Origin of the sequence: Marinomonas spartinae (assembly GCF_016461715.1) — a bacterium.
GTDB lineage: Bacteria > Pseudomonadota > Gammaproteobacteria > Pseudomonadales > Marinomonadaceae > Marinomonas > Marinomonas spartinae_A.
This window is the reverse complement of record NZ_JAEMUI010000002.1, coordinates 376,023-389,511: the sequence shown is the minus strand read 5'-3', so window position 1 is coordinate 389,511 and position 13,489 is coordinate 376,023. Positions and strand designations below refer to the sequence as shown.

At 43.0% G+C, this 13,489-nt stretch carries 13 protein-coding genes; 4 read left to right on the top strand and 9 right to left on the bottom strand.

Features of this window, described 5'->3' with window-relative positions; genetic code table 11:
• Positions 1-87: 87 nt before the first annotated feature.
• The 4 genes from JHD45_RS03675 to JHD45_RS03660 form a co-directional block, all read right to left on the bottom strand.
• A complete protein-coding gene (locus JHD45_RS03675; protein ID WP_199474829.1) occupies positions 88-1,854 on the bottom strand; it encodes a methyl-accepting chemotaxis protein in 1,767 nt (588 codons plus the stop codon).
• 451 nt (positions 1,855-2,305) lie between these two features.
• Positions 2,306-2,878, bottom strand: coding sequence for an elongation factor P-like protein YeiP (gene yeiP, locus JHD45_RS03670; protein ID WP_199474828.1), 573 nt, complete (start codon positions 2,876-2,878; stop codon positions 2,306-2,308).
• A 158-nt stretch (positions 2,879-3,036) separates the two neighbouring features.
• The gene (locus JHD45_RS03665) at positions 3,037-3,390 is read right to left on the bottom strand and encodes a nucleotide pyrophosphohydrolase (protein ID WP_199474827.1); all 354 of its coding nucleotides are present in this window, start codon (positions 3,388-3,390) and stop codon (positions 3,037-3,039) included.
• Position 3,391: 1 nt separating this feature from the next.
• On the bottom strand, positions 3,392-4,546 hold the full coding sequence (locus JHD45_RS03660; protein ID WP_199474826.1) for a M14 family metallopeptidase: 1,155 nt from the start codon (positions 4,544-4,546) through the stop codon (positions 3,392-3,394).
• A gap of 36 nt (positions 4,547-4,582) precedes the next feature.
• On the opposite strand from JHD45_RS03660, the gene JHD45_RS03655 reads away from it, so the two are divergent.
• The gene (locus tag JHD45_RS03655; protein ID WP_199474825.1) at positions 4,583-5,101 is read left to right on the top strand and encodes a hypothetical protein; all 519 of its coding nucleotides are present in this window, start codon (positions 4,583-4,585) and stop codon (positions 5,099-5,101) included.
• Positions 5,102-5,243: 142 nt separating this feature from the next.
• Positions 5,244-5,729: a putative 4-hydroxy-4-methyl-2-oxoglutarate aldolase gene (locus JHD45_RS03650; RefSeq protein ID WP_199474824.1), complete on the top strand. Its 486-nt coding sequence runs from the start codon at positions 5,244-5,246 to the stop codon at positions 5,727-5,729.
• A gap of 22 nt (positions 5,730-5,751) precedes the next feature.
• Here JHD45_RS03650 and JHD45_RS03645 read toward each other — a convergent pair whose 3' ends face one another.
• The gene (locus tag JHD45_RS03645) at positions 5,752-6,363 is read right to left on the bottom strand and encodes a MarC family protein (RefSeq protein ID WP_199474823.1); all 612 of its coding nucleotides are present in this window, start codon (positions 6,361-6,363) and stop codon (positions 5,752-5,754) included.
• Positions 6,364-6,471: 108 nt separating this feature from the next.
• The gene (locus JHD45_RS03640; RefSeq protein ID WP_199474822.1) at positions 6,472-6,951 is read right to left on the bottom strand and encodes a GNAT family N-acetyltransferase; all 480 of its coding nucleotides are present in this window, start codon (positions 6,949-6,951) and stop codon (positions 6,472-6,474) included.
• Between the two features lie 131 nt (positions 6,952-7,082).
• Between JHD45_RS03640 and JHD45_RS03635 the strand changes: the two genes are divergently transcribed.
• Complete coding sequence (locus JHD45_RS03635; protein WP_199474821.1) at positions 7,083-8,000, top strand: ParB/Srx family N-terminal domain-containing protein; 918 nt, start codon at positions 7,083-7,085, stop codon at positions 7,998-8,000.
• Between the two features lie 316 nt (positions 8,001-8,316).
• Here the strand turns inward: JHD45_RS03635 and JHD45_RS03630 are convergent, their stop codons facing one another.
• Entirely contained in the window at positions 8,317-8,766 is a 450-nt protein-coding gene (locus JHD45_RS03630; protein ID WP_199474820.1) for a GyrI-like domain-containing protein, read from the bottom strand.
• Positions 8,767-8,871: 105 nt separating this feature from the next.
• On the bottom strand, positions 8,872-9,615 hold the full coding sequence (locus JHD45_RS03625) for a class I SAM-dependent methyltransferase (protein WP_199474819.1): 744 nt from the start codon (positions 9,613-9,615) through the stop codon (positions 8,872-8,874).
• 182 nt (positions 9,616-9,797) lie between these two features.
• On the opposite strand from JHD45_RS03625, the gene JHD45_RS03620 reads away from it, so the two are divergent.
• Positions 9,798-10,667 (top strand): lipase family protein, encoded by an 870-nt coding sequence (locus JHD45_RS03620; protein ID WP_233407541.1) that lies wholly within the window; start codon positions 9,798-9,800, stop codon positions 10,665-10,667.
• 40 nt (positions 10,668-10,707) lie between these two features.
• Here JHD45_RS03620 and JHD45_RS03615 read toward each other — a convergent pair whose 3' ends face one another.
• Positions 10,708-13,488: a hsp70 family protein gene (locus JHD45_RS03615; RefSeq protein WP_199474817.1), complete on the bottom strand. Its 2,781-nt coding sequence runs from the start codon at positions 13,486-13,488 to the stop codon at positions 10,708-10,710.
• Between the last annotated feature and the right edge of the window lies 1 nt (position 13,489).

Here is a 13,489-nt window from a genome sequence, read left to right as displayed (position 1 = left end):
TAAGAATTAATTAGGAAAAAGGAAGAATAAAATAAAAACGCAGCCAAACTGGCTGCGTTTTTTTTCACTTATCAATCAATAATAAAGTTACAACTTGAATTTTTCTACTTGCTCACGTAAAGAGTCAGCCAAGACTTTTAGGGTATGAGCTTGCTTTAGCCCTTCATCCATCTCAGCTTGCATTTGAGAAGACACATCCCGTATCGCCTGTGTGTTAACCCCAATTTCAGCGGTCACACTGGTTTGCTCTTCTGCTGCGGTGGCAATCTGTATCATCATGCCATCTACATGCCCTATTGCCTCAGCAATCTCCTCAAAGTTAACTCCTGATTTTTTCGTGTCCTCCACACTCGTACTCGCAAGCGTATGACAAAGTTTCATAACATTAACAGCTTTTGATGTAGTTGTTTGCAACATGCCAATCATGCTACTTATCTCTTCGGTCGACGTATGAGTACGCTGAGACAATACGCGTACTTCATCCGCCACAACCGCAAATCCTCGCCCTTGCTCACCAGCACGTGCCGCTTCAATAGCGGCATTGAGTGCTAGCAAGTTAGTTTGTTCGGCAATACCACTGATTGTCGAAACGATAGTATTAATTTTATCACCCTGCTCACTCAGCTCACCAATTACGGTACTCGCTAAATCCACTTCCTTCGCTAATTGATTAATAGACTCCAAACTCGCATTGGCCAGCTGTTTCCCACTGTTACTGATATCAACCGTTTTACTCACATTGCGTGCTGTTTGCTCCGCATTGCTCGCAATCTCTTGCGTTGCGACGGTCATTTCCTCAACCGCAGCGGCAACAGACACAATCTCATTCTGTTGCATATTAAGTTTTTTAGTACTTTGCTCTACCGATTTTGCACTCGTATTAGATTGATCCGATAGAACACTGCTTAGCTTATCAATGCTTTTTATAATATCTCGCAGCTTATAGACAAAATCATTAAAATTAGATGCCAACTTACCAACTTCATCACGACTCTTCGTTTCAATTTTAACGGTTAAATCCCCCTGCCCCTTGGCAATATCTTCTAAAGCATTGGATACTCTTAATAGATCAGTCAGTAGGAACCGTATTAATATCGTCAGTACAATAATAGAAAGCACTACCATTACAATGACAGCAATTAATTGATAAATGATAAGTTTTTTAATGGGGGCTTTGAGTAGTTTTTCGTTTCCTAAGGAAACTAAAAACCAGTTGGTACCAGCAATTTTTACTGACGACATTAAATAGTTAGTGCCATTTAAACTAACTTCATCCAACTTTGTGGATTTAACATTAGAGTCAATATTATCGAGGGTCAACGTCGAGTTTAATTCACTAAGTGGCTTATTGTTCATACTACCATCAGGATAAGAGATAATATTGCCGCTTTTGGAAACAATAAATGCTATTCCCTTTCCAGGTACTTTTAAAGAAGCAACCACATCGTTTATGCCTGTCAAAGCCACATTCGCAGACACGACACCAGCGAACTGTCCATCAATGCTCACTTGATTGACAATTGAAAAAATAAACACTTTTGAAGAAGAGCCGAAAAAAGGCTCAGAAACAGCAGGTCCTTTTGCATTAACTCCTAATTTATACCAATCTCTCACTCTTGGGTCGTACCCAGCTTTGGTGTTTTTACCGTTCACACGATACGTATCACCATCCCGAGTGCCATAAAGTGTACTGATTAGGTCTCCTGCCGCTTTACCTTGAGTAAGCGCTTGCACGATATACGCATCATTATGAGGATGTTTCTCGATTACCTCTTTAATAGAGGCGACCACCTGATGTCTATCATCTAACCAGCTACTAATCCGACTCGCACTACTCACACCATAGCGATTCATCGTACTTTCTAAATTGCTTAAAAGCTGCGACTGCATTGAAAAAATTGAGATTGTAGATAGGGTACAAGCCGCTAAAATAAGTGTTAAGCAACTTGCTAGGATGAGTTTTCTATGTAATTTCATTATCATTCTACCAATAGATTAAAATTAAGCGTTGAGCACAATTCGATGTTTTTACTCCTTTATCCTTAGCAACATGATTAAATTATAGTTTTTATATTAAAAAAAAACGGTAAACATTAGTTTTTATGTAGTGAAGCATGTCTGATTGTTATCTTTTGTGTTGATGATAGAAAGGCAGCCTTTCGTACCTCATATAAAATAGCATTTTTTGATATACCTAATATCAATAGCAACACTATCACACCAAAATAATCAAGGAAAAAAGAATATCTTTAAAGGCAAAAAAAAGCAGCCCGCAAGCTGCCTTTTTATAATATTGTTTTAGCGCTTATTTTTCAGCGCGACCGGCAAATTTGCGTTCTTCTACGTTAACTTTGATCCTGTCACCGATAGAAATATGCTCTGGTACCTGAATGGTGGCACCTGTCGATAATTTAGCAGGCTTATTACGAGACGTAGCGGAAGCCCCTTTAATAGAAGGATCAGTTTCGATGACTTCTAACTCTACGTTGGTAGGCAACTCCAAAGCCACAGGAGCTTCGTTAACAAGAATGACTTGAATACCAGCGGTTGATTCATTAATAAACAACAACTCGTTTTCAATCGCCTCTTTGTTTAGCGTGTAAGGCGTATAATCTTCATTATCCATAAAGACATACTCATTGCCATCGGCATAGGAGAACATCACAGGACGACGAATTAAATCCGCCAAATTCAACATTTCAGAATCTTTAAAGGTTTCGTCTAACTTACGGTCAGTTACCACATCGTACATGCGCATACGGTATAAGCTACCGCCAGCACGACCTTGAGGTACAGAGCGTTCAATATCACGAACAATCCAAGTTTTACCGTCGTATTCGATGGCCATATTCTTTTTAATTTCACTAGCCTTAGGCATTTGTTCTCGTCCTAAAATGAGGTTTTATACAATCAAATAAATGGGGTTCTTCGCGCGTGATGCTAATCGACTTCGCAAATAAGCGCTATAGTTCAAGCAAAGATTTTTCGTAAAATATCCCGGATAATGCACATCAACCGCTGCTAAGGACACGTAGTCTAGTACTCAGTGTACTTCTTCGCGCAGCCTTTCACCCGATCCGCAGGATAATGGCTTTCATTCTTAAGCATTTTTTCTTGCGCCGCCTCAAATAAATTGATATCCAATTTATCAGCTAAACACACCGTGAACAGCAGCACATCCGCCAATTCTTCTTTGACCGCCTGCGCCTGTTGAGCATCCAGTTGATAACTGGCCTCCTCTGTCAACCAACGAAAGCAATCCAGCAACTCTCCCGTTTCACCCGCCAGTGCCATGGATAAATTTTTTGGCGAGTGGAATTGATCCCACTCGCGCTCTTTTGCAAACTCTCGCATGGCTATTGTCAGCCATTCCAACGAATCAACCGACATTCTATTTATCCGCTTTCATGTGTTTACTATTAATCACCTGATAAATTGGATACAACACATCTGCTCCTAAAATTTTTGCACGCTCAGGCGACCAGCCAACGCGCTCATCAGGTAAATTTTGGTTATCTTTAAACGGCATTTCCAAGGTAAAGGATAAACATTGATACGTGTCTCCTACCCATTTAGTCGCCACTGTCAGATTGGCTTCACCAAATTGATCTGGCGTGTAACCAATCTCAGTTTGAAAATCAGGACTAACCGCGAGAAAAACCTCTTTGAACAAGGCCTCCATAGCCTCCATGCGCTCATCAAATGATGGCACACCTTGGCAACCATCAACGAAGTTGACTGGCAATGCTTCATCTCCATGAATGTCTAAAAACAGATCCACACCGGTTTCAGCCATCTTGCTTTGCACCGCCAACACTTCAGGGCTGAACTCTTTACTTGGGTTCTTCCATTCACGGTTTAAATTGACGCCTTTAGAGTTCACCCGCAAGTTACCATGAACTGCCCCATCCGGATTCATATTAGGAACCACGTAAAAACGACACTGTTTCAACAATGCTCGTGCAATGGGGTGAGATTCATCAAACAAACGCTCTAACAACCCCTCGATAAACCATTCAGCCATGGTTTCACCAGGATGCTGACGCGCAATGATCCAAATATTCTTTGCCAAGCCTTGGGTTTTACTGATCTCTAGCAAGGTAATATCACGACCTTCAGCGGTTTCCCCCAAGTGATCTGTTATACAATCCTCATGGCTTGCAGCCCAAGCGATCATATCCAAATGACGTTCGTAGCTGTACGGCGCAAAATACGCATAATAAATACTGTCTTGTTCAGGCTGGTGAGAAATCACCAATTTTCCATCGATGTATTCTGTTGGCACACGAAACCAGTCCTCACGATCGTAGGAAGCCACAGCTTGATAATCTACCCAACCGTCTGGGTAAGCCGCCTCTTTGGCATTTTCAAACTGAATGATGCACTGCTCCCCCATTCCCCCCTGCAAGCGAAAATAAAACCATTGAAGGAATTTAGAGTTTGTATCATTAGGGATTTTTACTCTAATATTGTCCGGCTCCGAGGCACTAATAACGGAGATGTTACCGCCATCAAACGCACTACTAATCTTGATTCGGCTGGTCATTCGCTTTTCCTTACAATCAAACATTGGTTCTACATTATGGCAAGTTTACCTATATTCATAACATCTGTCGCCAACTCATCTGACAACCCAGCATTTCCTCTACTATTTACTTGGTCAACACCAGAAGCCCAAGTCAAAGAGGTATTGGTAATACCTGACGATGAGTGGCTTGAACATCACGTCATTGAACCAAACACACTGGATATCGACGAAACCCAGCTTTATGAATTTGGTTTCGAAGCCAGCGATATTCTGGCCGAGTGGACAAATGAATTCGATACAGATGTCATCTATGCCTTGCATCCAGAAGAAACAAGTCTGCTCGTTGAAGCCACTTACGAGACAAAAAATCTGGATCCCAGCTTTGAAGTTCACAGTATTCACAGCTGGTTTGCGGAACGCGACATCAATTTAGATGACGCATTGGCCGATAACGGACAGTCAACGCCTCTACACCTTCTTCCACCTGATGAAATCATCGTGCTGTTATTGCAAATTGCAGTAGAGCATGGGCTGATCAACGCCTCAGACATTCCCGAGTCTTCTGAAGAATGAGTACCAAACCTCACAACTAAACAGTAAAGATTCTTTACAGTTATCACTCAAATGAAATATTGAACATAATAATCAAAAATTGGTTTTCATGGGCGTAGCTCTCTAAAGTCAATACTGAACCCAACTTTGGAATAGTAAGCCCGTGAAAGACATTCTCCCTGACTTATGCGACCTTTACCCTGAACACCTGCAAATTGCCGATCCGATTTTTACATCGTATGGCAAAAAGACAGTCTTTCATGGGGAAGTGGTCACTGTTTCCTGCTTTGAAGACAACAGCCGAGTTCGTGAATTGGTCAGCACCAATGGTAAGGGAAAAGTCATGGTAGTTGATGGGGGTGGCAGCATTCGACGAGCCCTACTGGGGGATATGCTTGCAGAAAAAGCGGCATCAAATGGCTGGGAAGGTATTGTTATTTATGGTGCTATTCGCGACGTTGCTGCACAGTCGCAAGTGAATTTAGGAATTCACGCTTTAAAAGCCTACCCCATGCCAACGGAAAAACGCGGCTTAGGAGAGATTGGCAAAACACTGCGTTTTGCGGGCATCGTTATCCAACCTGGAGACCACATTTACTGCGATCTCAATGGCATTGCCGTAGCCAAACAACCACTGGCGTTGCCATAGCATATCGCTCTTCCATTTACTTTTATAACACGGCTAAGGTGTGTGTGAACAAACTGCGCACACCATTCACCACCATCTGTACAGACATCATCAATAGCAACATCCCCATCAAACGTTCAAGAGCCGCTAATCCTTTTTCTTTTAAAAGACGATTTAATAGTGGTGCACAAAACAGAATCGTCACCGAAACGCCCCAGGCGCAAAAAACGGAAATCAGCAAATCACTGTGGTCATTAGGATAACTTTTTACCATTACCAGTAACGTCGCCAAGGTCGACGGCCCAGCCAACATGGGAATGGAAATTGGTACAATAAAAGGCTCTATCAGAACAGATTTCTCTTTTGGTACCGAGGAAGGAAAAATCATTTTGAGCGCTATCACAAACAACACCACACCGCCGGCGATGGAAATCGATTCTGTTTCCAAATGCAGCAATTGCATAAACTGTGCACCAAAGTATAAAAAGCCCACCAGAATTGCCAAACCAACCACACCATCGCGCACAATAATGCGGTACTGACGCGATTGCGGTACACCTTTCATCACAGACAATAAAATTGGAATATTTCCGAATGGATCAATAACAAACAGGAATAAAAGAAACGTCGATAAAATAGAAAACTCAGTACTCATTAAACACTCAAACTGTCTTTGTAGGGAGAATTTTAAAGCCGCGCAGTTTAGCGTATTACGACGAGTGACGATACCCTAGAGCATTTAGAATCGGCAAGAATACAACGCTCAACAAGTACTCTTTGCCAATGGTCTTACCATATTAAAATTGCTTAACGCTTCTCCACGTATTTCAACGGTCTGCTCACTCTCGGTAAAAAAGCCAAAGTGCTCAAAGAAAGGCTTTGCTGTAATACTGACATGAGAGTATAGACGGGGAATTTTTCGCTCATCCGCAAGGGAAAAAATATAATTCATCAAGGCCCTACCCACCCCTTTTCCTTGGTACGCATGATGACAAAAGAAGTGATCAATCAAGCCATCAGGCTGTAAATCCGCATAGCCAACAATCACACCATCCAATTCAGCAATAAAAGGCTGAATAGAGGCCATCTTGTTTTCCCACACAGTCATATCAAAGGATTCCGGCGCCCAGGCTGTCACTTGGGCCAGAGAATAGTCTTTAATATTAATCATTCGTACTGTACTGAAAAACAAATACCAGAGAGCATTGGCATCCTTTGGTTGATATGAGCGGATTTGAGTCATGAAACTTTTATTCTCCGTGGTATCAGCTGAAAAACAAACTACTTCAGTTAGTTAATAAGAGTTGTCACTCACACAGAAGTGTCATATAAGATCATTAAAATCGCAATTTTTCATTCCACAAAAGGTTAATCATGACTCTCAAAACATTATATATTCCGATGCTGGCCCTTTTATTAGTCGCGTCTAGCTTTGTCAATGGGGCAGCACTACACGCAGGAAGTGTGACTAAGGTATCGCTGGATCAGATACATCCCACTCAGCCTGCCATCGGTTACGACCAAGTCTACTATAAGCTAGGTCGTTTTAAGAAAGACCCTAAAAAGCTATTTGATGAAATTTGCGAAGTAAATGGACAAAAAGGCTTGGCGCACTTTGATAAGTCATCAAAACCAAACGACCCAACAAGCTTTGAGTGTAAAGATAAGGTCGGCACCTACCCAAAAGATATGAAAACCATTGTCATTGCGCCGAATAATCAATATTACCTCACAGACGGACACCATACCTTTAATTCTTTTTGGCAAATGCAAGGTGGGGGTGCACATTTTAAAGTAAACGTACTGGTAGCTAAAGATTACCGCAACCTTGCCAATATGCAGCAATTCTGGAGCGCCATGAGAAAAGATGGCAACACTTGGTTAGAAAACAATAAAGGCCAACCCATTACCTATCAACAGTTACCAACATCCCTCGGTATGAAAAATTTTGAGAATGATAAGTATCGTTCCATGATGTACTTTTCAAGAGGTATTGCTTGGAAAAAGCCACAGCACCCCATTCCGTTTCTTGAATTCTATTGGGCTAAAGACCTTAGAAAAGACGTTGACCTAAATAAATACAATCTGAAAACAGAAAAAGGCTACCGACAAGCCATTATGGCGATCAGCCATGCTATTCTAGATATTAAAAGCAGCAATGTGGGGGGATCCGGTCAATCCGCTAAAGCCATGGGGCAGTTGGCTAGCTTTCATGAAAAAGCCTTTAAGAAATTATTCAAAGCCAAAAAAGGAAAGATCGCTTATATGCTGGCATATAAAAATAGCTTGTAGCTCGCCGCCGCTATTTTTATCTATTCGTTTATTCTCAATAACCCCATCACTTATACCAGTGATGGGGTTATTTTATTTGTTCTAGCTCACCCTACTATGCTTTGCATGTGAAGTTAGAACATTGCTGCCTTAGCTAAAGCAACGATTCGTTGCATCAAATCACAATAAGTTCCGCCAATAATACAGCTGAACCTAACTGAGTCTCCACGCCTCCCAGTATGGTGCGCTCTCTGTTGCAAAAGCGACCTCAAATAAAACAAGGTGGCTGGATTTGCATCCACAACCACCAAAAATCGCTTGTACGGCTCAAGTACCACTATTTAATAGCAATATAAATATCGACTTTCTTGTCACTGGTGTAGTGCTCAAAATCCACGGTGTAAGCGCGTTGGTGTGGGCAATCAGGGTTAGAAAAGTACTGCCAAATTTCGCCCCAAGCATCGACCACCGCTTGTGGCATCTCTCCCTCTTTGGAAAAACGCAGGTAATCGCCGCTAGGAAGCGTCACACCTTCTAGGGGTGTAGAAGTTCGAACTGTCTCTTTTTCTGTTCCGACCAATATGGAGAAGTCTCCCGTATAGTCTGACTCGTAATTGTAATATACGCCGTATAGACTGGCACCGTTGGCGTAGTTAACTTTGATTTGCTGAGCAAAGGATTGATGCAAACCAGCGATTTTGGCGGTTTCTGGCTGTGTTTCATTGGCATTGTTAGTGCGTTCACTTAACCCTAAGAGTCGCTTCTCTTCAAAATATACCTGTTCCATACTGCTTACTCCATAGGCAATGATAATGACGGTAGCCTTTCATTATCATGCGTTTTTCAATAATATAAAAGACATATTACACGCGAAATAGCCCTCACGCTTGCCCTACAAATCATGACTGTCATAGCGATAAATTTCATAGGTATATTTGTAACTAAAATGCGAATTAAGTCCAAACGGTGTAATCTGCTCCATTAATTCTCTTTCAATCTCCTCATAGGCTTTCCCTGCTTTGACTTGCACTTCAACATTGGACTGAGTCGTGAGGTATTTGATTAATCTCTCAACACTCATACGAATGGGCAATGTCCCTTTACCATCAGCAAGCTTAGTGATGCCCTGTTCATATTGAATATTGGCAACTTGGCTGTTTCTGTGGGGAGTTGGATAGTGCTTGAAATAGTAGTTAATCAACCACCAATTAAACGCCTCGCTAGAGTCACTACCCCCAAAGGAAAAATTATAAATGAGCCAGACCGCTCCGTTTTGTGAAGCCGACTTATAGGCATCTATCGCCTCCTCCAGATCAAACCAGTGAAATGCCATACAGGTAGAAATCAGGTCGAATTTGCCCAATTCAAAAGCGTGCTGATAAGACATCAACGCGGTTGAGATAGATTTCTCGTTAGCGTATTTTAACATCGCCTCCGAGATATCGATTCCGATCACCTCATCACATAGAGCCATTAACGGTAATGTCGAGTCTCCCGTCCCGCAGGCAACATCCAGCCCTCTGGAAAAATCATTATTACAACCTGCCTCTTCAAGCCATGTTTTAATCACATCGTGCACCTTTGGCCGATATTCATTGTATCGGGCTGCGGCTTCCTCTAGAGAAAAAAACGCCATAAACACTCCTCGCCATAGAGAATAGGCAAAGTTATGTGGAAGTCATGTGTTAGACTGATTTAACTTATTCACGTTATCAAATAATGTCTATAGAAAGTGTCTATTTCGTGAAAAGTGGCTACAAGATAACATTATCATCTTGTACTCTGGCACCACCAACTGCGACCTTTATACTGAGTATTATGATAAAAACACTGTTAATGGTTCTTTCTCTCGTCTTACTCACCCCGTTTCAATTGGCTTTTGGCGCCCAAAACTTCACGGAGATAAAGACACAAGCCACCCTATCAGCGGATACCTACCTAACGCCATCAGAGCTAAAAAAGTCTTTGCAAAAACAAGGACAAACACTGGTGCATGAGGCCACCCTTCCAAGCTCTCAAGTGAGTTATTTTTTAAGTCAGAAAAAGGGTATTCAGACCATTGCGATTAGAGGTACAGACAATCTAGAAAACGCTATGTTGGATTTAGACCTTGAGTTAAAGCTCGACCCGACTCTAGGCATCAAACTACACCAAGGCTTTGACTCGGCTGCAAAAGCCGTCTATGACAATATCAAACCTTACTTAGTGAAAAACCAGCCAATTCATATTACTGGGCACAGTTTAGGTGGCGCTATCGCCGTCGTGCTTGCAATGTACTTGGAAAAAGATCATTACCCTATTGGACAGATCATTACCTTCGGTCAACCCAAAGTCACTAACGTCACAGGCGCAACTAAATTTTCCGATTTGCCGTTAATACGCGTCGTTACCTTTGATGATATTGTGCCGCTGGTCCCACCTATTAGCCCAATGCAGATTAAAGACTTGGACATTTATTGGCATATGGGGAAAGAGATCATCTTGGAAGGTAATAAAACATACGCCGAAACTAGCGGACTAAAAAGCATGCTCAGAGCCACCAAATTCACCTCGTCCATTCCTAACGAAAAGAATCTTCAAGCTCATATGATGACCACTTATCTAAAATTAATTGATGGACTGCAAACAGACCCTATTGAAGTGCCTTATAAAGCCGATATTAAGCTGTTTGGGATTTCCATAGACTGAATCCCCTCTTTGCAGTTAAAAAGCAAAGAGGGTACACATGTCATAAACGAAGCCCTATGGGTAAACTTTCACCGACTAACGCATTCAGTTCATCGCTATTAATTTCATGGCGACTTTCTAGGCGTTCTAGCCATTGGGATGGGCATTTGTCTTTTTTCAGTTTGTTGGCGATTTTCTTGCGATAACCAGTTAACTCCTTAGATTCACCAAGGCTCATTTGACTCATCAGCACCGCTGCAAGACCCGCTTGTTTGCGTTTTTTCCAATCTTCTTTGAGAACCAAGTCCAATATCGGAAGAAGTTTCTTCTCTTCAATACGCTGTTCCTGCTGGCCTGATAACAAATGGCGCGAAGCAATACGTCCAACTGTCCACCATGCAGTATCCGGCTCAGACGATTTTTGCAAACGCTTGAGTAACCAATCAATCGCAGTTTGTTTGTCATCCATCGATAGGTTTTCTAAGGCTCCCACAAGGCGAATCAAGTCGTCGCTGGACTTGGTCGTTAGTGCTTTCATTTTATCTCGAGAGCGTTGCCCTGATGGTGAGTAATACTGACTAAACTGTTTAAACAGATGCGTTTGCTGTTCGGTAGATAAGCCGCCTGCAATGCGACGGTAAAGCGTCCAGTATTGTCCCCACACTGGTGCGGTATCAAATTGTGTGCCCGCTTTTGTGATATTGACCACTTGCTGAACACGCGCTAAATCCTCAGCGGCACCATAACCTGGACGTAAGCAGTAACCAACAAGCTGTAACCACTGACGTTCATGTTGAGCACTTTTGAGTCGACCAGACTTTAAGCTAAGTAATTTATCGGCCAAACGACGAGATGTGGCTAGGTTCCAATCATCTCGATTACCTAGTAACTGTTCCAAATCTTGTTTAAGCGATTTGACTAAGTCGGGCTGTTGCTTTTGACCTACGCTTGAAAAGCATTTGGCCAGATGCTCTTCTGCTTGCCCCATATGAGCATGCAGCAAACCACTTTCATCGACTTGCCCTGAATCATCATGTCCAGACGTTCCTTGTGAAGAGCCTTGTGAAGGACGAGATTGCGTGGAAAAATCCAAACGCCACTGGTCTCGCTGATTATTCGCCTTCAGCAATACTTGTAATACCCCGACTTCTGTCATCTGAACCGCTAAAGTCACAGCACATTCTTCTGACTCCGTTGAGCCATCAAGCTCTGTTGTTAATGTAGAAATATAATGTAGCCCATCTTCACTACGCACCGCTCCCACTAAGCACTCAACATGATCATCCGAACGATATAAAGGAAACTGCACTTGCTGACCCAAGGTGACAAAAAAGGCTTGTCCTAAAGTAATGGTTTCGCCCTTAAGCGTTCCTTTAGGCAAAATACCCACAAATTGATCGTCGCCCACTTTCAAATACAAGCTGTGCGCCACGCCACTTTCAATACGCGTACTTTCTCCCGCCAACGCGTTTAAGTACATGGCGGCCCCTTTAGCAACAGCATTATTGGGCTCGTCGGCAGTACACACCAAAATGGGCTCAGCACACCAAGCGTTCAACTGTTCCACTAGGCGATCTTTTAACACCGGGCTATTAAATAATCCCCCGTTAAACAACACGGCATCCGGCATAGCCGACCCCGTCACCGCCTCAATCGCCACTTTATGTTGCTGTAAAAAAGCCGCTAGATGACGTGTAAAAGCAGGGTCTGATTCATAAGGCAAGCCCAAGGTATGCATAGCGTAATCGTTTTTTTGCACCTTATCATTAGCACCGACTAAGGGGAAAAAACCCTGACTGACTTGCTCTAATAGCGCCGCTCTAGAGACATTAAACTTTTGTGACCCACCTATTAATCGACTACCGCCCCCCAAAACAGTGATGCTTAACGACTCTGGCGCGTTCGGTCCTAGAAACGTTTCTTTCGCCTGACGGGTCTGCTGAACCAAAGCCGCCAGTCGTGTCGCTGATAAAGCGGAAATTTGCTTAGGATCGAGCTGAAATGCCAGTGCTTGATCTAAATTATCGCCCCCCAGTAACAAATGCTCGCCCACGGCAATACGCTTTAGGGAAATCGCAGCATTCTGCTCGCTTTCCACATTCGCTGTTTTTTCCACAGAGCGAATCGCCACTAAACTAAAATCGCAGGTTCCCCCACCAATATCGACCACTAAGAGCATTTTCTTATCGGACAGGGCAGCGAGACGATTATCATCACTGATGTAGTGGTAACAAGCGGCTTGAGGCTCTTCAAGCAGATATAGGTTGTCCAAGCCAGCCAATTTAGCAGCTTCTAACGTTAAGGCTCTTGCCTCTTCGTCAAAAGAAGCAGGGAGTGTTAAGGCAATGGATTGAGAAGCTAAAGGCGCCGTAGGGAAACGATGATCCCAACTTTGTTTAATATGTTGTAAAAGGGTTTTGCTCGCCTCTAGTGGACTGACTTTTTTCGTGAACTCACTTGCCCAAGGAAGAATTGGCGAACGACGATCGACCTGGCGATGGCTCAACCAGCTCTTCGCACTTTGCACCAGTTGCCCCGCCCGACGCTGTCCAAGTGCTAATGCCCCCATCCCCACCACTCGTTCTTTATCATGGTGACGCCAAGGCAATACAGGGTCCAGTTTGCCTATTTCATCTGCCGCCAATAAATAAATGGCACTCGGCAAATGGGTAAACTCTTGCACCGACCCATCCGCCATTACTTGAGGAATGGGTAACAGTTGTGGCGTAGGCAATGCTGACGAGGCATTCATAGAAGAAGCCTCTGTCGAGGCTGGAATATAAGAGACAACACAATTGGTTGTCCCTAAATCAATCCCTACGCGAAACGTCGGTTGTGCCATG

Bases quoted from the DNA above. Each gene is read 5' to 3' on its own strand.
- JHD45_RS03675 (WP_199474829.1), bottom strand. From the start codon at position 1,854: ATGAATCGCTATGGTGTGAGTAGTGCGAGTCGGATTAGTAGCTGGTTA.
- yeiP (WP_199474828.1), bottom strand. From the start codon at position 2,878: ATGCCTAAGGCTAGTGAAATTAAAAAGAATATGGCCATCGAATACGAC.
- JHD45_RS03665 (WP_199474827.1), bottom strand. From the start codon at position 3,390: ATGTCGGTTGATTCGTTGGAATGGCTGACAATAGCCATGCGAGAGTTT.
- JHD45_RS03660 (WP_199474826.1), bottom strand. From the start codon at position 4,546: ATGACCAGCCGAATCAAGATTAGTAGTGCGTTTGATGGCGGTAACATC.
- JHD45_RS03655 (WP_199474825.1), top strand. From the start codon at position 4,583: ATGGCAAGTTTACCTATATTCATAACATCTGTCGCCAACTCATCTGAC.
- JHD45_RS03645 (WP_199474823.1), bottom strand. From the start codon at position 6,363: ATGAGTACTGAGTTTTCTATTTTATCGACGTTTCTTTTATTCCTGTTT.
- JHD45_RS03640 (WP_199474822.1), bottom strand. From the start codon at position 6,951: ATGACTCAAATCCGCTCATATCAACCAAAGGATGCCAATGCTCTCTGG.
- JHD45_RS03635 (WP_199474821.1), top strand. From the start codon at position 7,083: ATGACTCTCAAAACATTATATATTCCGATGCTGGCCCTTTTATTAGTC.
- JHD45_RS03630 (WP_199474820.1), bottom strand. From the start codon at position 8,766: ATGGAACAGGTATATTTTGAAGAGAAGCGACTCTTAGGGTTAAGTGAA.
- JHD45_RS03625 (WP_199474819.1), bottom strand. From the start codon at position 9,615: ATGGCGTTTTTTTCTCTAGAGGAAGCCGCAGCCCGATACAATGAATAT.
- JHD45_RS03620 (WP_233407541.1), top strand. From the start codon at position 9,798: ATGATAAAAACACTGTTAATGGTTCTTTCTCTCGTCTTACTCACCCCG.
- JHD45_RS03615 (WP_199474817.1), bottom strand. From the start codon at position 13,488: ATGGCACAACCGACGTTTCGCGTAGGGATTGATTTAGGGACAACCAAT.